Source organism: Saccharopolyspora erythraea NRRL 2338 (assembly GCF_000062885.1).
Lineage (GTDB): Bacteria > Actinomycetota > Actinomycetes > Mycobacteriales > Pseudonocardiaceae > Saccharopolyspora_D > Saccharopolyspora_D erythraea.
This window is the reverse complement of record NC_009142.1, coordinates 6,903,900-6,928,365: the sequence shown is the minus strand read 5'-3', so window position 1 is coordinate 6,928,365 and position 24,466 is coordinate 6,903,900. Positions and strand designations below refer to the sequence as shown.

Genomic DNA, 24,466 nt, shown 5'->3' with positions numbered 1-24,466 from the left:
CGGCGCGGTGGTATGAAAAGTGCGTGCGCAGCAACGCCGGGAGCCATGAGGTCGAGCGGTTCGGCTGGATCCACCACAGCACGATCCAGGAAGCGGCGTGCCTGACCTTCGTTCGCGGGACCGACATCGACCCGGTGGCCGAGGCGTTCGGCGCGGTGTCGGACTACGCCCGCGAACTCGACTTCGACGAGTTCTGCGAGGAGGCGTTCGCCCACCACGAGCAGTACTCCATGATCGGCATCCAGGTCTTCGGCGAGTGGTCGCTGGTCGTGGAGGACAACGGCTGGCAGGGCACCCGCGACGAGGTGCTGCGCCGCGTCAGCGCGGGGACCGAGGCCGTCTCGGCGTTCTGGAACGTCGACCGGCTGACCCGCTTCTCCTACGCCGTCGACGGTGAGCTGTGGACGGCGTTCGAGGCGCCGCTGCCCGAGTACCGCGTCGGCAGCAGGCCCGACGCGCTCGAGGGGGTGCGTGCGGGAATGTCGTGGTCGGAGGCGGAACGCGAGTCGGGCACGGTGCCGCTGATGCTGGCGCTCGCGGCGCGCATCACCGGCCAGACCCTGACCCCGAGCCGGTTCGAGGGCGACTTCGTCACGTTCCCGGTGGCGGCCTGGCCCGACGACCTGCGCGACGTGCCCGACGCACTGGACCGCCTGGACGGCCGGTTCCCGCGGGAGCTGATCGAGGCGCTGCGCGTGGCCGACGACGTGGCACGCCGACGGGCGGCGGTCGCCGTCGCGCGGCGCGCGGTCCAGTCCGCCGAATGCCTCGACCACCCGGTGATCAGCGCCGTCCTGGCCTCGGCCGCCGACGGCGGCACGATGGACCGGGCCGCGATCAGCGAAGCCGTGCGGGAGTGGACTTGGCTGCTGCACCTGCACCGCGCCACCAGCAAGGTCCGCAACCAGGTGCGCGCCGCGGAGGTCCTGCGCCAGGCCACGCACGACGACCCGCTGGTCGCGGTGTTCACGACGCTTTCGGCGGCCAGCCACGTCCGCGGCCTGGAGAACGGTGAGCTGGCCTCGGTCGTGGCGCGGGCATTGGTGGATCGGCTCGACTAGCCACGGCGGAGCGGGGTCGGCCTGCACAATGGGGGCCATGCTGAAGTTCCTGCGCCGCCGCAACCGTGCCGAGGACGAATCCGGGCCAGTCGACGTCGAAGCCGACGCCGCCGCCCGCGCCGAGGAGTTCTGGCGGCGCTGGGACGACATGCTTCCCGAGGTCAGCGCCGCGCTCGGCGACAGCGTCCCGCACCGCGTCGACCACCAGCTCGCCGAGCTTGCCGCGGCGGTGCACCCCCACCTGACGATCTCCATCGAACGCGGCGAAACGGCGGTGTACGCGCTGGTCTTGACCAGCCAGGCCGACCCGGAGCTGCGGCCCTACACCGACGCGTGGATCGCGGCGGCCCCCGCCGCCGACTCGCTGTTCGAGTACCACGACTCCATCCCGCCGGTGCCGGACCCGACGGAGGTCACGGTCAACCTGCGGGGCGAGAAGTACGCGCTGGCCGACGTCCGGGTCGCACCGCAGGTCGACGAGGCGGAGGGACTGGTCGACGTCGCCGTCTACCACCCGGGCTTCGCCGGGCTGGAGGGCGAGGCCCGGGCGGCGCTGACGTTCCTGCCGCTGGACGCCGCGCTCGGCGAGCGGCTCGCCGCCGACCGCATCGGCCGCGTCGAGACGGCCGACAACGAGCCGCAGGGCGCGATCGGCCTGCTGGAGTTCCGCGACCTGGTGCGGGCACTCGACGACGGCGACTCCGTGGAGCGGGAGGAGTCCGGCGAGGCCGGGGAGGCCGGGGAGCAGGCGTAGCGCGGCGGACCTGGGGTTCTGACGTAGCGCGCAGGAGGAGTTCGGCGGATCGGGGAGTGCGGCGAGGCCAAGAGCGCGCGGATCGAGCGGCTCATCGTTTGGCGGACCCTCGACCGGAGACCCTGGGGCGGCGGTCGTCTGCCTGGCGGACGGCCGTCCCGTGGACCGCAGGCGGACTGGTGACGCGCTGGTGCGCCCGGAAAGAGAGGCCGTGAGTTTGTGCCCGCCGTGCGGTGGGTCGATCGGCCAGCGAATCGGGGGACACTCAAACGACGGGCCGGGGAGCGGCGGACCTTCGACTGGTTGACCTTCGACCGGAGGACCGTCGGACGGTGAGCTAGAGGCCGGGGTTCGGAGCCCATGGCCACAGGCACACCGGCCTGAGTGACGCGCCAGCCATGGAACGGACCGGTCCGGGTGGCTGTCCTGCTGGCGGGCACGTGCCCCGCCGCGCCGTCCGCCGCCGCGCCACCACCGCACGGCGCTACGCCCGCCCCGCCGCGCGTGCCCCGCCGCCCCGCCCCGCCGCGCCGGACACCGGGCGCCGGTGTCGGGCCCGCTGGTTAGTCTCGTGGGGTGACCAGCAACGACCCAGCCGACCCAGCCGACCGCGCCGAGTTCGACGACGCGGCGGTCGCCGGAATGACCAGCGAGGCCGAGGCCGGTGCGACGGCCGAGGGCGTCGAGGACGTGCCCGCCGGAGTGCGGGAGCGCTACGCCGATCTCGTCGAGCAGGTGCGCGCGCACCAGTTCCGGTACTACGTGCTGGACTCGCCGACGATCTCCGACGGCGAGTTCGACGAGCTGTTCACCGAGCTCCAGACGCTGGAGTCCGACCACCCCGCGCTGCGCGACCCGGACTCGCCGACGCAGGTGGTGGGCGGCACCTTCTCCACCGACTTCACCGCGGTGGACCACCTGGAGCGGATGCTCAGCCTCGACAACGCCTTCGACCCCGACGAGCTGCGCGCCTGGGTGGAGCGGGTCGAGCGCGAGGTCGGCTCCTCCGCGCACTACCTGTGCGAGCTGAAGATCGACGGCCTTGCCATCAACCTGCTCTACCGCGACGGCAAGCTCGAACGCGCGCTGACCAGGGGCGACGGACGCACCGGCGAGGACGTCACGCTCAACGTCCGCACCATGGACGACGTGCCCGACCAGCTGACCGGCACCGACGAGTACCCGGTGCCCGCGCTGGTGGAGATCCGCGGCGAGGTGTTCTTCCGGGTCGACGAGTTCGCCCAGCTCAACGCGTCGCTGGTGGAGGCGGGCAAGCCGCCGTTCGCCAACCCGCGCAACTCGGCCGCCGGCTCGCTGCGGCAGAAGGACCCGCGGGTGACCAAGAGCCGCCCGCTGCGGATGATCTGCCACGGCCTCGGCAAGCGCGAGGGCTTCGAGCCGAAGCAGCAGTCGGAGTCCTACGCCGCGCTCAGGGCGTGGGGCCTGCGGGTCTCCCCGCACACCAAGGTGCTGTCGACGGTGGACGAGGTGCTGGAGCACATCGACTACTGGGGCAAGCACCGCAACTCCGCCGAGCACGAGATCGACGGCGTCGTGGTCAAGGTCGACGAGGTGTCGTTGCAGCGCAGGCTCGGCGCCACCTCGCGCGCCCCGCGCTGGTCGATCGCCTACAAGTACCCGCCGGAGCAGGCCACCACCCGGCTGCTGGACATCCAGGTCGCCGTGGGCCGCACCGGCCGGGTCACCCCGTACGCGGTGATGGAGCCGGTCAAGGTCGCCGGCTCGACGGTCGCCAGGGCGACGCTGCACAACGCCGACCAGGTCCGCCACAAGGGCGTGCTGATCGGCGACCGGGTGGTCATCCGCAAGGCCGGTGACGTGATCCCCGAGGTCCTGGGCCCGGTCGTCGACGTCCGCGACGGCAGCGAGCGCGAGTTCGTCATGCCGACCGAGTGCCCCGACTGCGGCACGGCGCTGGCCCACCAGAAGGAGGGCGACGTCGACCTGCGCTGCCCGAACTCGCACAACTGCATCGGGCAGCGCCGCGAGCGCCTGTTCCAGCTCGCCGGGCGCAAGGCGTTCGACATCGAGGTGCTGGGCTACGAGGGCGTGTCGGCGCTGCTGTCGGCGGGCGTGGTCTTCGACGAGGGCGACCTCTTCGACCTCAACGAGGAGGCGCTGCTCAAGACCACGCTGTTCCGCACCGACGACGGCAGCCTGTCGGTCAACGGCGGCAAGCTGCTGGCCAACCTGGAGTCGGCGAAGCAGCAGCCGCTGTGGCGGGTGCTGGTGGCGCTGTCCATCCGGCACGTGGGCCCGATCGCGGCGCGGGTGCTGGCCCGCGAGTTCGGCTCGCTCGACCGCATCCAGGAGGCGTCGGAGGAGGAGCTGGCGGCGGGCGAGGGCGTCGGCCCGACGATCGCCACCGCCGTGCGCGAGTGGTTCGACGTCGACTGGCACCGCGAGATCGTGCGCAAGTGGAGCGAGGCCGGCGTCCGGATGGCCGACGAGCGCGACGAGTCGATCGAGCGCCACCTGACCGGCCTGTCGATCGTGGTCACCGGGTCGCTGGAGGGCTTCTCCCGCGACGAGGCCAAGGAGCTGATCATGGCGCGCGGTGGCCGGGCCGCCGGCTCGGTGTCGAAGAAGACCGCGTTCGTCGTCGTCGGCGAGTCGCCCGGCTCCAAGTACGACAAGGCGGTGCAGATGAAGGTGCCGGTCCTGGACGAGGACGGCTTCCGCGTCCTGCTGGAGCAGGGCCCGGAAGCGGCGGCCGAAGCGGCGCTGCCCGCCGAGTGAGGCCGCCGATGAGGACTTCCACGATCACGGTCCGCGCCGTCGGACCGGACGACTTCGAAGCGGTCGCCGACCTGACCGCTCGCGCCTACGTCGACGGCGGGCACCTGTCCGCCGACGACGGCTACGTGCGCAAGCTGCGCGACGTGGCCGACCGGGCGCGGCGCGCGGAGCTGCTGGTCGCCGTCGAGGGCGACCGGGTGCTCGGCTCGGTGACCCTGGCCAGGGGCGAGGGCGACTACGCCAACATCGCCAGGCGGGGCGAGATGGAGTTCCGGATGCTGGCCGTCGCGCCCGAGGCTTCGGGTCGCGGCGTCGGCCGGGCGCTGGTGCAGGCGGTGGTCGACCGGGCCCGCGTCGAGGGGCACGAGCGGATCGTGCTCACCAGCCAGGCGTCGATGACCGTCGCCCACGGGCTCTACGAGCGCTTCGGTTTCCGGCGGACGCCCGACCGCGACTGGGAGCCGGAACCCGGGCTGCACCTGATGGCCTACGTCCTCGACCTGGGCTGAGCCAGGCGCTCCGAAGCGGCGCGGGCCTGTGGCCGGGCTCCGCCGCCCGGCCTGCCGATAGGCCCGTGGCGGGACGCCGCCGCTCCGGGCGCCATTGGCCGCAACCACCAGGACCCCGGTGAGAGCTTCCGGGGACGGGGAACGAAACCGTCCAGGCCACGCGTGGAAGTCCCCGGACCCGGCGAGCCAACGCCTGACCGGCGCGGCGCGGACCTTCCCCGTGGCCAGGCACGGCGAGCTTGGCCGCCAGTGCGCAAGAGCCCACCCGCGGCCGGGTCCGGCGAGTCGACGCCCACCGCTAGGGAGCGAGAGCCGCCCGTGGCCGGGTCCGGCGAGTCAACGCCTCGCTGCCGGTGCGCGAGAGCCGCCCGTGGCCGGGTCCGGCGAGTCAACGCCTCGCTGCCGGTGCGCGAGAGCCGCCCGTGGCCGGGTCCGGCGAGTCAACGCCTCGCTGCCGGTGCGCGAGAGCCGCCCGTGGCCGGGTCCGGCGAGTCAACGCCTCGCTGCCGGTGCGCGAGAGCCGCCCGTGGCCGGGTCCGGCGAGTCAACGCCTCGCTGCCGGTGCGCAAGAGCCGCCCGCGGCCGGGCCCGGCGAGCCGACGGCCGCCGCCAGAGCGAGAACCGCGCCGACCGGAAGTCAGCCGTCGAGGACCACCGAGACGATGCCCGCCAGGTGGGCGAGCCTGGCCACCTCGGCGGCGCGGAACATCGGTCCGCCCGGCCGTCCGGCCAGCAGCACCCGGTCGGGCTTGCCGATCGGGGTGGCGGCCAGCTCGGTGCCGAGCTCCTGCCAGGTTTCGGGCACCCACGGCTCGTCGCCGTCGAGGATCGTCGCCCTGGGCAGCGGCAGCCACGGCAGCTCCAGGTAGCCCTCCTGCGGGGCCGAGGTGCTGGCGGCGAGCTGCTCGGCGCCACCGGAGCGGTGCCCGAACACGACCGCCCAGCCGGAGCGGATGATGCGCGGCACGCCCTCGGCGAAGATCTGCAGACCTCGCGCGGGTTCGGCCGCGATCTCCTCGACCAGCTCCAGCTCCCGGTGGGTGTCGAGGACCCCGGCGTAGGGGCGCACCGCGTCGACCTCCACGCCCGCGACCGACTCCGCGGCGGTGATCAGCACGTCGGGGAGCCGTCCGGACGGCAGCTCCACCACCATGTCGTCGATCGCCATGTCGTTGCCGCGCTCGACGACATCGACGCTGAGGATGTCGGCACCGATCTCGCCCAGCGCGCTCGCCACCGCACCGAGCGTTCCCGGACGGTCCGGAATCTGCACCCGGATCAGGAAGGACACCGGACTCAACGCCTCCAGCTTCTTGCGCGGCACCTTGCCGTCCGCGCTCCTCGCGATACCCGTTCGGGTCGCGTTCAAGTCGCACTCAAGCCGCCACCGCGCGAGGCGCAGGCGATGAAATTGTGTCAGACCCGCGGCGCGTGGCGTCGCCAGGCGCGCAGCTCCGACCGCCGGGGCGGGCAGGCGATGGCCCGTCGGCCCTCCCGGCGGAACGAGGACCACCCGCCGCGCCGGGTGAGGGGCTCACCGGGCCTTCCGCACGGCGGGCGCGGGGCCCGGATGTGGTTCTCCGGGCCTCCGGCGCGGTGGTCGTGGCCACCGTCTGCGCCGGGTCGGGGTCTTCGCGGCCTCGCTTTCCACGGCCGGCCGATGACCCCCGCACACCGTGCGGAGCGGCGAGCCTATGCAGTCTCCGCACACTCCCGCAAGGTCGTTCTATCGCGTTGTTACCCCGAGTCGTTACACCGAAACCGATCGGAGACCAATACCACTGCGCCCACTCGGCTCGGGTACTCCGGAGGCGGGAGTGGCGCACGGGGTAAGGGCCCGGCGGACGGCGACACCGGCCCGCGACCGGCGCCGTCGGGTGCGGGAAGGCCCTCAGCCCCCTGGGGACCGCGACCGGTGGCGGCCATAGACTTGAGCGTTGATGACGGGGGACACCCGTGAACCGGACATGACCAGGGAGCCTTCGCAAGTGTCCAAGATCTCCCGCGACGAGGTCGCGCACCTCGCCGGCCTGGCCAGGCTGGCGGTCACCGAGCAGGAACTCGACACCTTCGCCGGGCAGCTCGACCAGATTCTGGACGCGGTGGCCAAGGTGGGGCAGGTCGCCGCGGAGGACATCCCGCCGACCTCGCACGCCGTGCCGGTGACCAATGTCTTCCGCGAGGACGTGGTGCGGCCCGGGCTGTCGCGCGAGCAGGCGCTCTCCGGCGCGCCCGCGGCGGAGGAGAACCGCTTCCGCGTCCCGCGGATTCTCAGCGAGGAGGCGTGATGACCACGACCGGTGGTCGCTCGGAACTGACCGGACTGACCGCGGCCGAGCTTGCGGGCCGGCTGAGCGCGGGTGAGGTGTCGTCGGTCGAGGTGACGCAGGCGCACCTGGACCGCATCGCAGCCGTGGAGCCCGTCGTGCACGCGTTCCTGCACGTGGACTCCGATGGCGCGCTGGCCGCCGCCCGCAAGGCCGACGAGGACCGCGCGGCCGGGCGGGCCGCCTCGCCGCTGGCGGGCGTGCCGCTGGCGCTCAAGGACGTGCTCGCCACCAGCGACATGCCCACCACGTGCGGCTCGAAGATGCTGGAGAACTGGACGCCGCCCTACGACGCCACGGTGACCCGCAGGCTGCGCGAGGCCGGGATCGTCGTCCTCGGCAAGACCAACATGGACGAGTTCGCGATGGGCTCCTCCACCGAGAACTCGGCCTACGGCCCGACCCGCAACCCGTGGAACACCGACCGGATCCCCGGCGGCTCCGGCGGCGGGTCCTCGGCGTCGCTGGCCGCCTTCGAGGCGCCGCTGGCCATCGGCACCGACACCGGCGGCTCGATCCGCCAGCCCGGCGCGGTCACCGGCACGGTCGGCGTGAAGCCCACCTACGGCGGGGTGTCGCGCTACGGGCTGGTCGCGTTCTCGTCGTCGCTGGACCAGCCGGGGCCGTGCGCGCGGACGGTGCTCGACGCCGCTCTGCTGCACGAGGCCATCGCCGGGCACGACCCGATGGACTCCACCTCGATCGACCAGCCGGTGCCGCAGGTCGTGGCCGCGGCCCGGGAGGGCGCGAGCGGCGACCTCAAGGGCGTGCGGGTCGGCGTGGTCCGCGAGTTCTCCGGTGACGGCTACCAGCCGGGCGTGCAGCGGTCGTTCCAGGCCGCCGTCGACCAGCTCGCGGCGCTGGGCGCGGAGGTCGTCGAGGTCTCCTGCCCGCACTTCGACTACGCGCTGCCCGCCTACTACCTGATCGCGCCGAGCGAGGCGTCGTCGAACCTCGCCCGCTTCGACGCGATGCGCTACGGCCTGCGCGTGGGCGACGACAGCACCCGCAGCGCCGAGGAGGTCATGTCGCTGACCCGCGAGGCCGGTTTCGGCCCCGAGGTCAAGCGGCGCATCATGCTCGGCACCTACGCGCTGTCGTCGGGCTACTACGACGCCTACTACGGCCAGGCGCAGAAGGTCCGCACGCTGATCACCCGGGACTTCGACGCGGCCTTCGCCCAGGTCGACGTGCTGGTCTCGCCGACCACGCCGACCACGGCGTTCGAGATCGGCGCCCGGGTCGACGACCCGATGGCGATGTACCTGGCCGACCTGTGCACCATCCCGGCCAACCTGGCGGGCAACGCCGCCATGAGCGTCCCGAGTGGACTGTCCGATGAGGACGGCCTGCCGGTGGGCCTGCAGATCATGGCCCCGACGCTGGCCGACGACCGGCTCTACCGGGTCGGCGCGGCCTACGAGACCGCCCGCGACGCCGCGCAGGGCGGTCCGCTGATCGACCGTGTTCCGGAGTTGGAGGTAGCGTGAAGATGAATCCCAAGATGAAGGCGGTCTTCCAGCTCGTCTCCGCTCTTTCGGCGGTCTTCGGGCTGCGCGCCAGCTTCCGCGACGCGCGCGCGAACAACGACAAGCTCGCGCTGGCCGACACCATCATCACCACCCTCGGTCTGATCACCGGAACCGCGCTGGCCGTGCGCACGCTGCGCCGGGGAGAGGACGCCGACAAGTGACCGCGGTAGCCGAGATCATGGATTACGACGAGGTGCTGGCCCGGTTCGACCCGGTGCTGGGCCTCGAGGTCCACGTGGAGCTGTCCACGGCGACCAAGATGTTCTGCGGCTGCGCCAACGCCTTCGGTGCCGAGCCCAACACGCAGGTGTGCCCGGTGTGCCTGGGCCTGCCGGGCGCGCTGCCGGTGGTCAACGGCAAGGCCGTCGAGGCGGCCATCCGAATCGGTCTGGCGCTGAACTGCCAGGTGGCGGAGTGGTGCAGGTTCGCGCGGAAGAACTACTTCTACCCGGACATGCCGAAGAACTTCCAGACCTCGCAGTACGACGAGCCGATCGTCTTCGACGGCCACCTCGACGTCGTGCTCGACGACGGCGACACCTTCCGGGTGGAGATCGAGCGGGCGCACATGGAGGAGGACACCGGCAAGTCGCTGCACGTCGGCGGCGCCACCGGCCGCATCCACGGCGCCGAGCACTCGCTGCTGGACTACAACCGCGCGGGCGTGCCGCTGATCGAGATCGTCACCAAGCCGATCATCGGTGCCGGTGAGCGCGCGCCGGAGGTCGCCCGCGCCTACGTCACGGCGCTGCGCGACCTGCTGCGCTCGCTGGACGTCTCCGACGTCCGGATGGACCAGGGCTCGCTGCGCTGCGACGCCAACGTGTCGCTGATGCCCAAGGGCTCCTCGGAGTTCGGCACCCGCACCGAGACCAAGAACGTCAACTCGCTGCGCAGCGTGGAGCGGGCGGTGCGCTACGAGATGCGCCGCCACGCCGCCGTGCTGGCCTCCGGCGGGTCGATCGTGCAGGAGACGCGGCACTTCGACGAGTCCACCGCGAGCACTTCGGCCGGTCGTCCCAAGGAGACCTCCGAGGACTACCGGTACTTCCCGGAGCCCGACCTGGTGCCGATCGCGCCGTCGCGCGAGTGGGTCGAGGAGCTGTCCGGGACGCTGCCCGAGCTGCCGTGGGAGCGGCGCAAGCGCGTGCAGGAGGAGTGGAAGCTCTCCGACGAGGAGCTGCGCGACCTGGTCAACGCCGGTGCGCTGGAGCTGGTCACCGAGACCGTCGACGCGGGCGCCCCGCCAGCCGAGGCGCGGTCCTGGTGGGTCGCGTACCTGACGCAGCAGGCCAACACCCGCGGCGTGGAGCTGCCGGAGCTGGCGATCACGCCGAAGCAGGTGGCCCGGGTGATCGAGCTGATCGCCGAGGGCAAGCTGACCAACAAGCTCGCCCGCCAGGTCGTCGACGGGGTCCTCGACGGCCAGGGCGAGCCGGACGAGGTCGTCGCGGCCAAGGGCCTGGAGGTCGTCTCCGACGACTCGGCGCTGCAGTCGGCGATCGACGAGGCGCTGACCGCTCAGCCGGACGTGGCCGACAAGATCCGCGGCGGCAAGGTGCAGGCCGCGGGCGCCATCGTGGGCGCCGTCATGAAGGCGACCAAGGGCCAGGCCGACGCCAAGCGCGTCCGCGAGCTGGTGCTCGCCGCCTGCGGTCAGTGACCACGGGTCTTCCGGTCGCCGTGCGGGCGGCGACCGGAAGACCCCGACGCCCGCACGGCGTCACGGCGCGACCAGTTCGCGGAAGCCGGCCGGTAGCTGCGAGCGCACGTCCTCCAGCTCGCCCTCGGACACGAACCCGGCGATCGTCCCCAGCACGGCGCGGGCGTGGGCCTGACCGATCTCCGGGTCGCCGCCGCGGCCTTCGCGTTCGGCGATGCGCCGGAAGAACTCGTCGGCACCGAACTTCTCGGCCGCACCGGTGTGCCTGGTCAGGGGCCCCTTCAGCTCAGGGGGAAGCTGGCCTGCGAGGTCGGCCGGTTCCTGGCCTTCCAGGCGGCTTCCCAGTTCCTCGAGCACGATGGTGCTGACCTGCTCCGGGGATTCGATGCCGCTCTTTTCCTTCAGCTGCTTGAGAAACTCGTCGTAGCGCATGCCGTCGTCGTACCCGGCGGCCACACGGCCTACACGTGCACGCGACCGCCGTGGAGGGTCTACGCGGCCTGGGCCTTGCGCTCCAGGCGCTGGTAGGTGGTGCGCAGCAGGCCCGGCACGATCTGCCGCTGCTTCCTCGACAGAGGCTCCCACACGCGCCGCGCGAGCAGGCGGTCGTAGCGGACGAACGTCGCCAGGGACACGTGGTCGTCGCCGGCTTCCAGGACCAGGTTCGCGGTCATGAACCAGGAACTCGCCTCCAGCCGCACCCAGGTGTCGCCGCGACCACCGAGCCGCCATCCCGCCACCCGGTCCGGCGCTGACTTGAGCCGCAGGCCGAGCAGCCCGCGCCAGAGGACCTGAGCCTGGCGCCCCAGGGCGTCTTCGGTCGCCGTGCGGGCCCACTGCTCCGCGGACGTGCCCGGCAGGCCGGCAGCCATCGTGAACAGGTCGACGTAGTCGGGATCGCTGATCGAGCTGAGCGCGCGGATCGACTCGGTGGCGGTGTGCTGCTGGTGGACAGCCGGCTCGAAGCTCCGCTCGTCCGGGTGGGGACTGCTGTCTGCCATTTCCTGACTCCTCCCGGCGGGGCGGGTGGCGCACCGCCTACGGCCACATTACATACACGCGTGTATGTACGTAAGCTGGTCCGGTGGAATCGATACCTTCTCGCCGGACGCAGGCGGACCGGCGCGCGCGGACCAGGAACGCCCTGCTGGAGGCGGCGGCCCGCGGGCTGTCCCGGTACGGCTACAACAACCTCAGGCTGGAACGCGTGGCCGCCGACGCCGGCTACACGCGCGGGGCCCTGTACCACCTGTTCGCCAACAAGGAAGAGCTGGCGCTGGCGGTGGTGGAGTGGGTCGAGCGGACCTGGGGCGAGGAGGTGGGCAGCCTCGGCGACGGCGCGGACCCGCTGGACGCGCTGATCGCGATCGCGCGGGGCCACGTCGCCTACTGCCGGCGCGACGTGGCCCGCGTGATGATGACGCTGCACATCGAGTTCGCCGGGCAGGACCACCCGGTCGGCCGGGCTGTCACCGAGGTCGGTGACAGCTTCGCGGCCGACACGGCCAAGCGCATCGAAGCCGCACGGGCCGCAGGCGCGCTCCCGCCGGGCCCGCCGCCCCGCGAGACGGCGCTGGCCTACCTCGGTGCGCTCCACGGGCTCGGCATCCACCTCGCCTGCGGAGCTCCCCACGACGTCGAGCTCGCCGAGCGAGCGGTTCGCGGCGTGCTCGGGCTGCCGCCCGTCGCGGGCGGGGAAGCCGAGCCGGCGGAGCCGTTGCCGCGCAAGGAGGTCCGGTGACCCGCGCTGGTGTCCTCGGCTCCTAGTCCGGCTCGCCGTGCTCGCCGAACCAGCGGGCGAGCTTGCCGCGGCGGCTGATCGCGCGCAGCCGCCGCTCGGTGTCCTCGCGGTGCGCGCTAGTGGTGACGATGATCAGGGTGTCGCCGCCGAGCAGCTTGGTGTGGGGCTGCGGCACGAAGGTGCGGCCCTCGCGGATGACCAGCGTGATCATGCTCGGTCCTGGCAGCCGGAGCTCGAGCACGCTGACGTAGTGCAGCCCGGACTTCTCCGGGATGGCCAGGGTCAGCATCTCGGCGTCGAGCACGTCCAGCGGCGCGGACTCCACGTGGACCTCCCGCGCGGTGTCGGCGCGCACCAGGCCCAGCGCCCGGGCCAGCACGTGCAGGCTCGGCCCCTGCACCAGGGTGAAGATGACGACCAGCACGAAGACGATGTCCAGCAGCCGGGCGCTGCCCGGCACGCCCTGCACGATCGGGAAGGTCGCGAGCACGATCGGCACCGCGCCGCGCAGCCCGGCCCACGACAGGAACGCCTGTTCCCGCCAGGGGATCCGGAAGCCCGCGACACTTCCCATCACCGACAATGGCCGTGCGAGCAGCAGCAGGACCAGGCCGATGCCGAGGGCCGGCAGCACGGCCGCGGGCAGCTCGCTCGGCGTGACCAGCAGGCCGAGCAGCACGAACAGCCCGATCTGGGCCAGCCAGCCCACGCCCTCGGCGAACGAGCGGGTCGCCGACCGGTGCGGCAGACCGGCGTTGGCCAGCACCACACCGGCGAGGTACGCGGCGAGGAAACCGCTCGCGTGCACCGCGCCGCCGGCGGCGAAGGCGACGATGCCCAGGCCGAAGGTCGCCAGCGGGTAGAGTCCGGAGGCCGGCAGCGCGATCCGGTGCAGCGTCATCGCGCCGAGCCTGCCGATGACCAGGCCGACCGCGGCGCCCACCGCCAGCTGGTAGACAATGCCCGCGGCGACGGCCAGCCCGTCGAACCGCAGCGGTACGGTGCTGAACAGCAACACCAGCAGGACGGTCGGGGCGTCGTTGAAGCCGGACTCTGCTTCGAGCAGCCCGCGGATGCGTCGCGGCAACGGCAGGGTTCGCAGCACCGAGAAAACGGCGGCCGCGTCGGTGGAGGCCACGATCGCGCCGAGCAGCAGCGAGAGCTGCAGGTCGAAACCGAGCAGCAGGTGCGCGCCGAGCGCGGTGACCGCGACGCTGAGCACCACGCCGACCGTGGCCAGCGCGGCGGCCGGGGCGACGAGCCTGCGCACGTCCGGCCACCTGGTCGTCAGCCCGCCCTCGACCAGGATCATCGCCAGCGCCGCGGTGCCGAGGTTCTGCGCGAGCAGCGCGTCGTCGAACTGCACGCCCAGCACGTCCTCGCCGATGAGGACGCCCAGGGCGAGGAAGACCAGCAGGCTGGGCAGGCCCGCGCGGGAGGCGAAGCGGGTCGCGACGATGCTCGCCAGCAGCACCACGCCGCCGGCGAGCAGTGCGAGGTACAGCTCGTGAAGGCTCATGGTGCCCTTGGTCGTCGGTCCTGGTCGCGTGTCCCTGCCTACCGGGTGCCTACGAGTTCACCACGCAGGCGTGCGCGGTGTCCGGTCACCGCGCCGGGCGACCGCGGTCGGCCCGGCATGCCGGTCGACCTCGGGTCTCCCGGAGAAGATCCTGGCACGGCTGCCGCGTGGACCGCCGGAGCACCGGCTTCACGCTGGGGTTCCTGCCGATGTGGCGGTCGGGGCGGACCAGCACGAGGGTGACGTCGTAAACCCGCCGCGCGCGGCCGTCGGTGTCCACAGTGGAGGCCGGTCGGCGGTCGTGGTCCACCCCGGACGAACCGGCCTGCGGCGGGTCGGCTCCGAACACGAGCAGCGTCCAGTGGGTGCCGCGGAAGAGGTCGAACAGCCGTGCGGGGCGTCCGTCGCCGTCGAGCACGGGGGAGTCGGGCGCAGGGTCGCGGGCGGCTCGCTACTCGCGGGTCAGCGCGCTGGCGATCTCCGGGCTGTGGTGGCAGTCCGGCAGGGGTGCTCAGTCCTTGCCCGCGGTGCCACCGGTCGGCGGTTCGATGCGCACCACCCGGTCGTCGCTCGGCTCGGGCTGACCGCCCGCCTTGTTCGCGGTGCCCGCCCAGAGCAGGCCGTCCGGGCCGAGAGCGGTCGACGAGAACCGGCCGTAGGTGTTCTCCAGGACCTTCGTCGGCTGACCGGTGAACGCGCCCTCCGGCGTCGGGTTGAGGCTGAACATCGCCCTGGCGTCGCTGAGCGCCACGACCACGATCGCCGGCGAGGCGACGCAACCCGCCACGCCGGGGCGGTCCGGCCACGTCCAGGCCGGCGAGCCGAGCGGCTGGCCGGGCCTGATCTGGTACAGCGCGTCCTGCGGGCCGCCGCGGTCGGTCACCCAGTACGTGCCGGTCTGGGCCGCGGCGCACAGCCCGCCGGGCGCGGACAGACCCGAGGCCAGCACCGGGGAGGCCGGGTCGGGGTTGCCCGGTGCCGGCTTGCCGAAGCCGTCGATGCGCAGGACCTTCCCGGCGAGCGAGGTCGGGTTGGCCGCGTTGGCCGGGTTGCCCGCGTTGCCGGTCGCCACCAGCAGCGCGCCCCTGCCGTCATCGATCAGGGCACCCCCGTTGCCGCTGCCGCCGCGGGGTATGCCGGTGAGCACCGGCTTCGGGCGGTCGCCCGGTGCGACCCGCACGACCTGGTTGTCGCCGCCGGTGGTCACGTAGGCGTAGAAGAGCTCGTCCTCGTGGTAGGTGGGGGAGAGCGCCAGGCCGGTGAGCCCGCCACCGCCTGCGGTGTTGACCGGGATCCGCGCCAGCTCGACCGGTGGCGCGCCGCGCTGCACGCGCAGCACGCGGCCGGTGGCGCGCTCACCGACCAGCGCGCTCTGGCCGTCCGGGAGGACGACGACCGCGCCGATCGGGTCGAGGCAGGTCGCCACCACGGCCGGGTCGGGATCGTGGCAGCCGTTGGCCTGCGGTTGCTGCTGCTGCTGCGGAGGCACGCTCTCGGCGGGCGGTTCCTCGCCCTCGATGGACGGCTGCGGACCGGTCTGCGGCTCCAACGACGGCTGTTCCTTCCACGCGCCGGTGTGCTCGTCCGGGAACTGCGCGCAGCCGGCCAGCAGGGCGCCGACCGCCGCGACCGCGCCCACCAGAACCCGACTCCTGCGCATCGAACCAGCCACGACGCCCGAGCCTAGTGCGAGCCCCGTGAACGCCCGGTGAGCCGGGTGCCGTGCGTCAGCCGGAGCGCACGTCACCGCGCAGCAGCTCCGGCAGGGACGGGTCGAAGACGATGCGGCTGTGGATCTCCAGACCGGACAGGCCGAGGTCGTGCGGTTCGACCAACGAGAGGTCGATGACGTCCTCACGCCCGAGAACCGGTGTGCGACCCGAACCGGGGCCGCGAACGCTCAGCGGGGGTAGGGGATCGGGCGGCGCGGGGTGCCGACTTCGGGGACCTTCCAGCGGATCCGCCCGCGGCGCGGGGCGGGTGGGTCGATGCCCAGCCGCGCGCACTCGACGGTCTGCACGCGGTGCAGCAGCAGCGCGAGCTCGTCGTGCAGCGCGTCCGGTGCCTCGAACGGTACGAAGTGCGAGGTGTCCAGCACCCGCAGCCGGGCCTGCGGCAGCGGCGCGACCGCGCGGCCCAGCGCGCGCAGGTCCGACAGCACGTCGTAGCGCCCTGCGAGCACGGTCACCGGGCAGTCCAGGCCCTCCAGCGACCACTCCCGCGCCGAGTCCGCCAGCAGCGGCAGGTACCAGCGCCACTCCCGGCCGAGGAATCCGCGCACCGCCTCCGTCACCGCGGCGGTCTCGCCGCCGGGCAGCATGAAACCGCTGTGCTGCAACAGGATCGTGGACAGCTCCGACGTCGGGATGCGGGGCAGCACGGATTCCAGCAGTGGCGCCGACATCCGCAGCGAGCTGGTGCCGGCGAGCGCGGCGAGCCGTCGCAGGAACTCCGGCACCCCGAGCGCCGCGGCGAGGGAATCGACGCTGCTGCCGGGAATTCCACCGACGAGCAGCAGGCCGCGCACGCGGTCGGGGTAGCGCCGCGCGAACTCCGCGGCCACGCCCGTCTCGGCGGAGAAGGCCGCGAGCGTGCAGGTCTTGACGTCCAGGGCGTCCAGCACTGCGAGACCGTCGTCGACGTGGCGTTCGATCGGTGTGCCGAATCCGCCGCGGTGGTTCCATCCCATGGCGTGGGCGAGGGGAACGGGGCGCAGCAGGCCCTCGCGGATTCCCGGAATCGCGCCGAGTCCGGGACACAGCAGCAGCGCCGGCTGGTCGGCGGCGAGTCCGGTGTGCCACGCGCGCAGCGGGTCGTCAGCCGCACCGATGCCGAATTCCACGTGGTCGGCCATCGCAGCATTCTGCCGCAACCGCTGATCCGGTGGGAACCCGCCGCACTCCGCGGAATCCGGGTGTTGATCACGCTGCGCGTTCGTCTGTCCACTCCGGGGTGCGATCTCCGTCAAGTGTGCGGACATCAGGCCAGTTCAGCGACCTGCGGCGGGATCGGCGGTGTAAACCCGCGGTCACAATGTTGGACAGGATTGCCCGCGGAGGGTCGCCCAGCGGGGTGACATGCCCTAGCCTTTGCCCGCGTGAGGATCCACGACGATCGCCCCGGTGGCGCGGGCGGCTACCCCGACGATCGCACTCAAGGCATGAACGCCCCGGCCGGGGCCGCCTCCCAGGGTCCCGCGGGAACCCAGGGACTCGGCGTCCAAGGCTACAACTACTACGACGACGATGACGGCTACAGCGAGGCCGAAGCGACGTCGGTGGGCGGCGGCTCCGACGACTACTACGACGACCTCGGCAACGAGCGCAAGCCGTTGCGCTGGCACGCCGGCGCGGACCTGGGCCTGCTCGTCATGCGGCTGGTGCTGGGCGGCATCTTCGCCGCCCACGGCGCGCAGAAGCTCTTCGGCGCTCTCGGCGGCCCCGGACCCGAGGGGTTCGCGCAGGCGCTGACCGGGATGGGCTTCCAGCAGGCGGCCACGCTGTCGCTGGTGACCGGCGGCACCGAGCTCGGCGCGGGCGCGCTGCTGGTGCTCGGGCTGTTCACCCCGCTGGCCGCGGCCGGGATCGTCGGCGTCATGGCCAACGCGGTGGCGCTGAAGTTCGGCTCCGGTTTCTTCGCCAGCGGAGGCGGGGTCGAGTTCGAGGTCACCCTCGGCGCGATGGCACTGGGCCTGATGTTCACCGGCCCGGGACGGGTGGCGCTGGACTACGGGCGCGTGTGGTTCCGCCGCCCGCTCATCTTCGGCTTCATCAGCCTGGTCATCGCGGCGGGCGCGTCGGCGGCCGTCCTGTTGCTGCTGCGCTGACGACCGCGTCGCCGCAGCCCTGCGCCCCGCGAGGCGCTGCGACGAGCAAGAACGACACGAAGCGAAAAGGGCCCCGCACTCGCCGAGTGCGGGGCCCTTCGTCGTTTCCGAGGGCGAACTCTCACGACCTCACTTGCTGACGTCGCGGACGGCGCCGTAGGAGGCCGAGGTCGCCAGCCGCGCGTACGCGCGCAGCGCGGCGGTCACCGGACGCTCGCGGCCGACCGGCTGCCACGGGTGCTCGCTCGCCTCCATCTTCGCCCGCCGCTCGGCCAGGACCTGCTCGTCCACCAGCAGCTCCAGCCTGCGCTCGCGGACGTCGATGCGGATCTGGTCGCCGTTCTCCACCAGGCCGATCGTGCCGCCGTTGGCCGCCTCCGGCGAGATGTGCCCGATCGACAGGCCCGACGACCCGCCCGAGAACCGGCCGTCGGTGATCAGCGCGCACTTCTTGCCCAGGCCGGAACCCTTGAGGAACGCGGTCGGGTGCAGCATCTCCTGCATGCCCGGGCCGCCCGCCGGACCCTCGTAGCGGATCACCAGCACCTCACCGGGCTGGATCTCGCGGTTGAGGATCGCCGAGACCGCCTGCTCCTGGCTCTCCAGCACGCGGGCGGGGCCCTGGAAGGACCACAGCTCCTCCTCGACCCCGGCGGTCTTGACCACCGCGCCGTCCTCGGCGAGGTTGCCGCGCAGCACCGCCAGACCGCCGTCGGCGGTGTAGGCGTGCGCGACGTCGCGGATGCAGCCGCCCTCGGCGTCGGTGTCCAAAGAGGACCAGCGGTTGTCGGTCGAGAACGCCTTCGTGGTGCGCACCCCGCCCGGCGCGGCGTGGAACAGCTCGACCGCCTCCGGCGACGGCGACGCGCCGCGGATGTCCCAGCGCTCCAGCCACTCGGTCAGGTTCGCGCTGTGCACCGAGGGGACGTCGCGGTGCAGCATGCCCGCGCGGTCCAGCTCGCCGAGGATGGCGGTGATCCCGCCGGCGCGGTGCACGTCCTCCATGTGGTAGTCGGAGTTCGGGCTGACCTTCGACAGGCAGGGCACCCGCCTGCTGATGTCCTCGATGTCCTGCAGCGTGAAGTCGATCTCGCCCTCGCGCGCGGCGGCGAGCGTGTGCAGCACCGTGTTCGTCGATCCGCCCATGGCCATGTCCAGCGCCATGGCGTTCTCGAACGCCTCCTTGCTCGCGACCGACCGCGGCAGCACCGACTCGTCGTCCTCCTGGTACCAGCGCTTGGCGATGCGCACGACGGTGCGCCCGGCCTCCTGGAACAGGGCGCGGCGCGCGGCGTGGGTCGCCAGCGTCGAGCCGTTGCCCGGCAGCGCCAGTCCCAGCGCCTCGGTGAGGCAGTTCATCGAGTTGGCGGTGAACATGCCCGAGCACGATCCGCAGGTCGGGCACGCCGAACGCTCGACCTCGCTGAGCCCCTCGTCGTCGACCGCGGCGTTGGCCGAGGCCGCGATGGTGGTGATCAGGTCGGTCGGGGCTTGGGCGACGCCTTCGACCACGACGGCCTTGCCGGCCTCCATCGGACCGCCGGAGACGAACACCGTCGGGACGTTGAGCCGCATCGCGGCGTTGAGCATCCCCGGGGTGATCTTGTCGCAGTTGGAGATGCAGACCAGCGCGTCGGCCTGGTGGGCGTTGACCATGTACTCGACGGAGTCGGCGATCAGCTCGCGCGACGGCAGCGAGTAGAGCATGCCGCCGTGGCCCATGGCGATGCCGTCGTCCACGGCGATGGTGTGGAACTCGCGCGGCACACCGCCCGCCTCGCGGATCGTCTCCGCCACGACGTCGCCGAGGTCCCTGAGGTGGACGTGCCCGGGGACGAACTGGGTGTAGGAGTTGGCGATCGCCACGATGGGCTTGCCGAAGTCGTCGTCGGTCATCCCGGTGGCCCGCCACAGCGACCGGGCGCCTGCGGCATTCCGGCCGTGGGTGGTGGTGCGAGAACGCAGCTGGGGCATGGTGAGTCTCTGTTCCTGTCGACAGGCAGCCGCCCGCGGGCGGCGGGGTGGTGCGGCGTCTTGCCGACTCGTCGGCGATGGGCCGGGCGGTGCCGGCCCGGTAGTCCTCGCTCCTCGGCCGAGCTGTTCACTCGTGCGCCGGGCGCAGGGCGAGCCCTGGTTGGCGAGGGAAGGTCGCGGTGGACGCGAGATTACTCCGTCTTCTCGCGCGAGGTCGTCCCGGATTCCGATGACGGCGCCTCCCGGCCCGGCTCCGCCGGGGCCTCGCCGCGCTCCGCCTTCGGCTCCGACGCGGACACCTCCGCCTCCGCGTCGGCGGTCCCCGCCTCCGGCGACGCCGCCGCGCCGGCCTGCGGCTCCGCCGCCTCCGCGCCGGACGGCGTTCCCGCCGCCTCCGCCTCCGCCGCGTCCGCCTGCGGCTCGGCCGCCTCCGGCGACGCCTCGGCGTCCGCGTCCCCAGGCGTCCGCTCCGTGAGATCCGGGATCCGGCCGCCGCTGATCGCGGCGAGCCTGGGCAGGTCGCGGACCCGCACGGCGGGCAGCACGACCTCCTTGCCCGAGTTCAGGACCGCGCGCAGCCACCGGCGCTCGTCGAGCCGGAAGGACGCGATCTCGTCCCAACCGAACCGGGTGCTGCCCAGCACCCGCCGGGTGGTGACGTGCGTCGCGTCGATCGTGGTGCGGGTGCGCAGCACCCAGACGACCAGCGCCAGCGGGATGAGGTAGAGCGACAGCGCCCACGGACCGGCCGTCCACGCCACCGGTGTCACGCCGATCAGGACGGTCAGCGCGGCCAGCAGGGAGACCGGTGTGATGCGGTAGGTCAACGACGCGGGACCGTCCTGTGACCGAGCTCTCTCGTCTTCGTTCGCGGGGTTCCCGGGCTCCTGCCCGGCTGCGGAATCGCTCACGATCGGATCGTCTCACCTGCGGTTTCGGCCCCCGCCGCGGGACCCGTCAGGATGAACGCGCGTCCAGGATCTGGGAGAAGCGTCCCGCATGGTTTGACGCGGCGACGTGGTTGCCGTTAACGTCCAGGACATGCAGCGACTGATCGACCTTCTCGTAATTTCCTGGCGCGTCGACGCCTAGGAAGTTCGTACCGTCGACGCGCCAACCCTCGTAAGACCAGCGTCTGGTCTGCGGGGGTTTTTTCGTGCCCGGCCCCATCTCCGACCCGTCCTGTCGACCAAGAGGCAGATCCGATGACCAGCGCCAACACCAGGCAGAGCCCGGTCCCGGCTCCCCCGCCCGGACAACGTCCCAAACCCGCCCCGCCCAGCGGTGCTCCAGTGAAGCTCACCGGCGCGCAGGCGCTCGTCCGCTCGCTCGAGGCCGTGGGCTGCGAGGTGGTCTTCGGAATTCCCGGCGGCACGATCCTCCCGTCCTACGACCCGCTGCTCGACTCGACCAAGGTCCGCCACGTGCTGGTCCGCCACGAGCAGGGCGCGGGCCACGCCGCCACCGGCTACGCCCAGGCCACCGGCAAGGTCGGCGTCTGCATGGCGACCTCGGGCCCCGGCGCGACCAACCTGGTCACCCCGCTGGCCGACGCGCACATGGACTCGGTCCCGGTCGTGGCGATCACCGGCCAGCAGAGCACCTCGCTGATCGGCACCGACGCCTTCCAGGAAGCCGACATCTGCGGCATCACGCTGCCGATCACCAAGCACAACTTCCTGGTCACCTCGGCCGAGGACATCCCGCGCACCATCGCCGAGGCGTTCTACATCGCCAACAGCGGCCGCCCCGGCCCGGTGCTGGTGGACATCCCCAAGGACGTCCAGCAGAGCACGACGTCCTTCGCCTGGCCGCCGGAGATGAAGCTGCCCGGCTACCGCCCGACCAGCAAGCCGCACGGCAAGCAGGTCCGCGAGGCGGCCAAGCTGATCACCGCGGCCCGCCGGCCGGTCCTCTACGTCGGCGGCGGCGTGCTCAAGGCCGAGGCCACCGCCGAGCTGCGCAGCCTCGCCGAGCGCACCGGCATCCCGGTCGTGACCACGCTGATGGCCCGCGGTGCGTTCCCCGACTCGCACCCGCAGCACCTGGGCATGCCGGGCATGCACGGCACGGTCGCCGCCGTGGCCGCGATGCAGCGCGCCGACCTGCTGATCGCGCTCGGCACCCGGTTCGACGACCGGGTCACCGGCCAGCTCTCGTCCTTCGCCCCCGAGGCCAAGGTCGTGCACGCCGACATCGACCCGGCCGAGATCTCCAAGAACCGCAACGCCGACGTGCCCATCGTCGGCGACTGCAAGGACGTCATCACCGAGCTGATCGACGCCGTCGGGGCCGCGACCGAGGAACACGGCACCGCCGACCTCGACCCGTGGTGGGAGCAGCTGCGGCACTGGCGCGACACCTTCGCGCTGGGCTACGAGGAGCCCGCCGACGGCAGCCTGTCCCCGGAGTACGTCATCGAGCGGTTGGGCCGGATCGCAGGCCCGGAGGCGATCTACGCCGCGGGCGTCGGCCAGCACCAGATGTGGGCCGCGCAGTTCATCGGCTACGAGAACCCGCGCACCTGGCTCAACTCGGGCGGCCTGGGCACCATGGGCTACGCGGTGCCCGCCGCGATGGGCGCCAAGGCGGGCATGCCCGACCGGACGGTCTGGGCCATCGACGGCGACGGCTGCTTCCAGATGACCAACCAGGAGCTGGCGACCTGCGCCATCGAGGACCTGCCCATCAAGGTGGCGGTCATCAACAACGGCAACCTGGGTATGGTCCGTCAGTGGCAGAACCTGTTCTACGCCGAGCGCTACTCACACAGTGACCTCGGCACCCACAAGCACCGCATCCCGGACTTCAAGCTGCTGGCCGAGGCGCTCGGCGGCGCCGGGCTGCGGTGCGAGTCCAAAGAGGACGTCGACAGCGTCATCCAGCGGGCGATGGAGATCAACGACCGACCCGTCGTGATCGACTTCGTGGTGGGCAAGGACGCGCAGGTGTGGCCGATGGTGGCGGCCGGCACCGGCAACGACGAGATCATGGCGGCGCGCGGCATCCGCCCGCTGTTCGACGAGGACGAGGGGTGAGGCGCTGATGAGCCGACACACGCTCAGCGTCTTGGTGGAGAACGTCCCCGGCGTGCTGGCCAGGGTCTCCGGGCTGTTCTCCCGGCGCAGCTTCAACATCGAGTCCCTGGCGGTGGGTCCGACCGAGCACCCGGACATCTCCCGGATGACGATCGTGGTCTCGGTCGAGGACCAGCCGCTGGAGCAGGTCACCAAGCAGCTCAACAAGCTGATCAACGTGATCAAGATCGTGGAGCTGGAGCCGGGCGCCTCGGTGCAGCGGGAGCTTCTGCTGGTCAAGGTGCGCGCCGACGCGTCGGTGCGCAGCCAGGTCCTGGAGACGGTGCAGCTGTTCCGGGCCAAGGTGGTCGACGTCTCCCCGGAGGCGCTGACCATCGAGGCCACCGGGGATGCCGACAAGCTCGACGCGCTGCTGCGCATGCTGGAGCCCTACGGCATCCGGGAGATGGTGCAGTCCGGGTCGATCGCCATCGGCCGCGGTCCGCGCTCCATCACCGCCACCGCCGTGCGCTGAGGCGCGCGCAACCACCTCCAATCCGTACTGTCCGCGTCCGCGCTGCCAGCGCGGACACCCGTGAACGGGCGTTCTCGGCGCCCGAAAGGAACACTGAACCAACATGGCAACTGAGATCTTCTACGACGCCGACGCGGACCTGGGGATCATCCAGGGCCGCAAGGTCGCGGTCATCGGCTACGGCAGCCAGGGCCACGCCCACGCGCTGAGCCTGCGGGACTCCGGGGCGGACGTGCGGATCGGCCTGCCGGAGGGCTCCAAGTCGCGCGCCAAGGCCGAGGAGGAGGGCCTGCGGGTGCTCACCCCCGCCGAGGCGTCCGCCGAGGCCGACCTGATCATGATCCTGGCGCCCGACACCAAGCAGCGCCAGATCTACGCCGACGACATCGCGCCGAACCTCAAGAGCGGTGACGCGCTGTTCTTCGGCCACGGGTTCAACATCCGCTACGGCCTGATCAAGCCCCCGTCCGATGTGGATGTCGCGATGGTCGCCCCGAAGGGGCCGGGCCACCTGGTGCGCCGCCAGTTCGTCGACGGCAAGGGCGTGCCGTGCCTGATCGCGGTCGAGCAGGACGCGTCCGGCAACGCCCAGGCGCTGGCGCTGTCCTACGCCGCGGGCATCGGCGGTGCGCGGGCGGGCGTCATCAAGACGACCTTCACCGAGGAGACCGAGACCGACCTGTTCGGTGAGCAGGCGGTGCTCTGCGGCGGTGCCAGCGCCCTGGTGCAGACCGGCTTCGAGGTGCTGGTCGAGGCCGGCTACCAGCCGGAGATCGCCTACTTCGAGGTGCTGCACGAGCTCAAGCTGATCGTGGACCTGATGTGGGAGGGCGGCATCGCCGGCCAGCGCTACTCCATCAGCGACACCGCCGAGTACGGCGACCTCACCCGCGGCCCGCGGGTGATCGACGCCCACGTCAAGGAGTCGATGCGCAAGATCCTGGCCGAGGTCCAGGACGGCACCTTCGCCAAGGAGTGGGTGGCCGAGGACGAGGCAGGCCGCCCGAACTTCAACAAGCTCCAGGACCAGGGCAACGCCCACCAGATCGAAGAGGTCGGCAAGAAGCTGCGGTCCCTCATGTCGTGGACTCAACGCCCCTGATCTGAAGCGCCAGATGGCGCTTCAGACGGTGCGAAGCACCATCCGCCCGCAGGGCGGATGACAGTGTCGGCACGCCCACAGCGGTGCCGACCGAGGTTTCGTGCCGTCCGGCAGAGCCGCGCACGATCCCGCACAAGGCGCCCTAC

22 protein-coding genes are annotated in these 24,466 nt (G+C 72.2%); 13 read left to right on the top strand and 9 right to left on the bottom strand.

Going from position 1 to position 24,466, the window contains the following annotated elements:
• Nucleotides 1-23 precede the first annotated feature (23 nt).
• The 4 genes from SACE_RS29660 (at nucleotide 24) to SACE_RS29645 (ending at nucleotide 5,084) form a co-directional block, all read left to right on the top strand.
• The gene (locus tag SACE_RS29660; RefSeq protein ID WP_009944376.1) at nucleotides 24-1,061 is read left to right on the top strand and encodes a DUF6461 domain-containing protein; all 1,038 of its coding nucleotides are present in this window, start codon (nucleotides 24-26) and stop codon (nucleotides 1,059-1,061) included.
• A 37-nt stretch (nucleotides 1,062-1,098) separates the two neighbouring features.
• Entirely contained in the window at nucleotides 1,099-1,815 is a 717-nt protein-coding gene (locus SACE_RS29655; RefSeq protein ID WP_009944377.1) for a hypothetical protein, read from the top strand.
• A 576-nt stretch (nucleotides 1,816-2,391) separates the two neighbouring features.
• Nucleotides 2,392-4,575: an NAD-dependent DNA ligase LigA gene (ligA, locus tag SACE_RS29650; RefSeq protein WP_009944378.1), complete on the top strand. Its 2,184-nt coding sequence runs from the start codon at nucleotides 2,392-2,394 to the stop codon at nucleotides 4,573-4,575.
• Between the two features lie 8 nt (nucleotides 4,576-4,583).
• Nucleotides 4,584-5,084 carry a GNAT family N-acetyltransferase gene (locus SACE_RS29645; protein WP_009944379.1) on the top strand — a complete coding sequence of 167 codons (501 nt, stop codon included), beginning with the start codon at nucleotides 4,584-4,586 and terminating at the stop codon, nucleotides 5,082-5,084.
• Nucleotides 5,085-5,721: 637 nt separating this feature from the next.
• Here the strand turns inward: SACE_RS29645 and SACE_RS29640 are convergent.
• Nucleotides 5,722-6,375 (bottom strand): ACT domain-containing protein, encoded by a 654-nt coding sequence (locus tag SACE_RS29640; protein WP_029621463.1) that lies wholly within the window; start codon nucleotides 6,373-6,375, stop codon nucleotides 5,722-5,724.
• A gap of 697 nt (nucleotides 6,376-7,072) precedes the next feature.
• On the opposite strand from SACE_RS29640, the gene gatC reads away from it, so the two are divergent.
• From gatC to gatB, 4 genes are read left to right on the top strand one after another with little or no spacing between them, the layout of a single operon-like run.
• Nucleotides 7,073-7,372: an Asp-tRNA(Asn)/Glu-tRNA(Gln) amidotransferase subunit GatC gene (gene gatC, locus SACE_RS29635; protein ID WP_009944381.1), complete on the top strand. Its 300-nt coding sequence runs from the start codon at nucleotides 7,073-7,075 to the stop codon at nucleotides 7,370-7,372.
• On the top strand, nucleotides 7,372-8,901 hold the full coding sequence (gene gatA, locus SACE_RS29630) for an Asp-tRNA(Asn)/Glu-tRNA(Gln) amidotransferase subunit GatA (RefSeq protein ID WP_009944382.1): 1,530 nt from the start codon (nucleotides 7,372-7,374) through the stop codon (nucleotides 8,899-8,901). Before gatC ends, gatA begins: the two co-directional genes overlap by 1 nt.
• A gap of 2 nt (nucleotides 8,902-8,903) precedes the next feature.
• Nucleotides 8,904-9,104: a hypothetical protein gene (locus SACE_RS29625; protein WP_031334250.1), complete on the top strand. Its 201-nt coding sequence runs from the start codon at nucleotides 8,904-8,906 to the stop codon at nucleotides 9,102-9,104.
• Nucleotides 9,101-10,606 carry an Asp-tRNA(Asn)/Glu-tRNA(Gln) amidotransferase subunit GatB gene (gatB, locus tag SACE_RS29620; RefSeq protein ID WP_009944384.1) on the top strand — a complete coding sequence of 502 codons (1,506 nt, stop codon included), beginning with the start codon at nucleotides 9,101-9,103 and terminating at the stop codon, nucleotides 10,604-10,606. The genes SACE_RS29625 and gatB overlap by 4 nt, the downstream gene beginning before the upstream one ends.
• 60 nt (nucleotides 10,607-10,666) lie before the next feature.
• Here gatB and SACE_RS29615 read toward each other — a convergent pair whose 3' ends face one another.
• Both SACE_RS29615 and SACE_RS29610 read right to left on the bottom strand, forming a co-directional pair.
• Entirely contained in the window at nucleotides 10,667-11,062 is a 396-nt protein-coding gene (locus tag SACE_RS29615) for a DUF2267 domain-containing protein (protein WP_009944385.1), read from the bottom strand.
• A 35-nt stretch (nucleotides 11,063-11,097) separates the two neighbouring features.
• Nucleotides 11,098-11,607, bottom strand: a complete 510-nt coding sequence (locus SACE_RS29610; protein WP_009944386.1) for a hypothetical protein — start codon at nucleotides 11,605-11,607, stop codon at nucleotides 11,098-11,100.
• Nucleotides 11,608-11,690: 83 nt separating this feature from the next.
• On the opposite strand from SACE_RS29610, the gene SACE_RS29605 reads away from it, so the two are divergent.
• Entirely contained in the window at nucleotides 11,691-12,347 is a 657-nt protein-coding gene (locus tag SACE_RS29605; RefSeq protein ID WP_009944387.1) for a TetR/AcrR family transcriptional regulator, read from the top strand.
• Nucleotides 12,348-12,369: 22 nt separating this feature from the next.
• Here SACE_RS29605 and SACE_RS29600 read toward each other — a convergent pair whose 3' ends face one another.
• The 4 genes from SACE_RS29600 to SACE_RS29585 all read right to left on the bottom strand — a co-directional run bounded on the left by SACE_RS29600 (nucleotide 12,370) and on the right by SACE_RS29585 (nucleotide 16,720).
• The gene (locus SACE_RS29600; RefSeq protein ID WP_009944388.1) at nucleotides 12,370-13,866 is read right to left on the bottom strand and encodes a potassium/proton antiporter; all 1,497 of its coding nucleotides are present in this window, start codon (nucleotides 13,864-13,866) and stop codon (nucleotides 12,370-12,372) included.
• Between the two features lie 85 nt (nucleotides 13,867-13,951).
• Complete coding sequence (locus SACE_RS29595) at nucleotides 13,952-14,284, bottom strand: hypothetical protein (protein WP_009944389.1); 333 nt, start codon at nucleotides 14,282-14,284, stop codon at nucleotides 13,952-13,954.
• A gap of 93 nt (nucleotides 14,285-14,377) precedes the next feature.
• Entirely contained in the window at nucleotides 14,378-15,505 is a 1,128-nt protein-coding gene (locus SACE_RS29590; protein WP_009944390.1) for a PQQ-dependent sugar dehydrogenase, read from the bottom strand.
• Between the two features lie 261 nt (nucleotides 15,506-15,766).
• Nucleotides 15,767-16,720, bottom strand: coding sequence for an alpha/beta fold hydrolase (locus SACE_RS29585; protein WP_009944392.1), 954 nt, complete (start codon nucleotides 16,718-16,720; stop codon nucleotides 15,767-15,769).
• 243 nt (nucleotides 16,721-16,963) lie between these two features.
• On the opposite strand from SACE_RS29585, the gene SACE_RS29580 reads away from it, so the two are divergent.
• The gene (locus SACE_RS29580) at nucleotides 16,964-17,692 is read left to right on the top strand and encodes a DoxX family protein (protein WP_011874968.1); all 729 of its coding nucleotides are present in this window, start codon (nucleotides 16,964-16,966) and stop codon (nucleotides 17,690-17,692) included.
• 129 nt (nucleotides 17,693-17,821) lie between these two features.
• Here the strand turns inward: SACE_RS29580 and ilvD are convergent, their stop codons facing one another.
• Both ilvD and SACE_RS29570 read right to left on the bottom strand, forming a co-directional pair.
• On the bottom strand, nucleotides 17,822-19,666 hold the full coding sequence (ilvD, locus tag SACE_RS29575) for a dihydroxy-acid dehydratase (protein ID WP_009944394.1): 1,845 nt from the start codon (nucleotides 19,664-19,666) through the stop codon (nucleotides 17,822-17,824).
• Between the two features lie 191 nt (nucleotides 19,667-19,857).
• The gene (locus SACE_RS29570; protein ID WP_231849835.1) at nucleotides 19,858-20,577 is read right to left on the bottom strand and encodes a PH domain-containing protein; all 720 of its coding nucleotides are present in this window, start codon (nucleotides 20,575-20,577) and stop codon (nucleotides 19,858-19,860) included.
• A 294-nt stretch (nucleotides 20,578-20,871) separates the two neighbouring features.
• Between SACE_RS29570 and SACE_RS29565 the strand changes: the two genes are divergently transcribed.
• From SACE_RS29565 to ilvC, 3 genes are all read left to right on the top strand, one after another.
• Nucleotides 20,872-22,704 (top strand): acetolactate synthase large subunit, encoded by a 1,833-nt coding sequence (locus SACE_RS29565; protein WP_081468259.1) that lies wholly within the window; start codon nucleotides 20,872-20,874, stop codon nucleotides 22,702-22,704.
• Nucleotides 22,705-22,711: 7 nt separating this feature from the next.
• Entirely contained in the window at nucleotides 22,712-23,218 is a 507-nt protein-coding gene (gene ilvN, locus SACE_RS29560) for an acetolactate synthase small subunit (RefSeq protein ID WP_009944397.1), read from the top strand.
• Between the two features lie 103 nt (nucleotides 23,219-23,321).
• Entirely contained in the window at nucleotides 23,322-24,320 is a 999-nt protein-coding gene (gene ilvC / locus SACE_RS29555) for a ketol-acid reductoisomerase (RefSeq protein WP_009944398.1), read from the top strand.
• Nucleotides 24,321-24,466 lie beyond the last annotated feature (146 nt).

Coding starts and splice junctions, on each gene's coding strand:
- SACE_RS29655 (WP_009944377.1), top strand. CDS start 1,099: ATGCTGAAGTTCCTGCGCCGCCGCAACCGTGCCGAGGACGAATCCGGG.
- SACE_RS29645 (WP_009944379.1), top strand. CDS start 4,584: ATGAGGACTTCCACGATCACGGTCCGCGCCGTCGGACCGGACGACTTC.
- gatA (WP_009944382.1), top strand. CDS start 7,372: ATGACCACGACCGGTGGTCGCTCGGAACTGACCGGACTGACCGCGGCC.
- SACE_RS29625 (WP_031334250.1), top strand. CDS start 8,904: ATGAATCCCAAGATGAAGGCGGTCTTCCAGCTCGTCTCCGCTCTTTCG.
- SACE_RS29610 (WP_009944386.1), bottom strand. CDS start 11,607: ATGGCAGACAGCAGTCCCCACCCGGACGAGCGGAGCTTCGAGCCGGCT.
- SACE_RS29600 (WP_009944388.1), bottom strand. CDS start 13,866: ATGAGCCTTCACGAGCTGTACCTCGCACTGCTCGCCGGCGGCGTGGTG.
- SACE_RS29585 (WP_009944392.1), bottom strand. CDS start 16,720: ATGGCCGACCACGTGGAATTCGGCATCGGTGCGGCTGACGACCCGCTG.
- ilvD (WP_009944394.1), bottom strand. CDS start 19,666: ATGCCCCAGCTGCGTTCTCGCACCACCACCCACGGCCGGAATGCCGCA.
- SACE_RS29565 (WP_081468259.1), top strand. CDS start 20,872: ATGACCAGCGCCAACACCAGGCAGAGCCCGGTCCCGGCTCCCCCGCCC.
- ilvN (WP_009944397.1), top strand. CDS start 22,712: ATGAGCCGACACACGCTCAGCGTCTTGGTGGAGAACGTCCCCGGCGTG.
- ilvC (WP_009944398.1), top strand. CDS start 23,322: ATGGCAACTGAGATCTTCTACGACGCCGACGCGGACCTGGGGATCATC.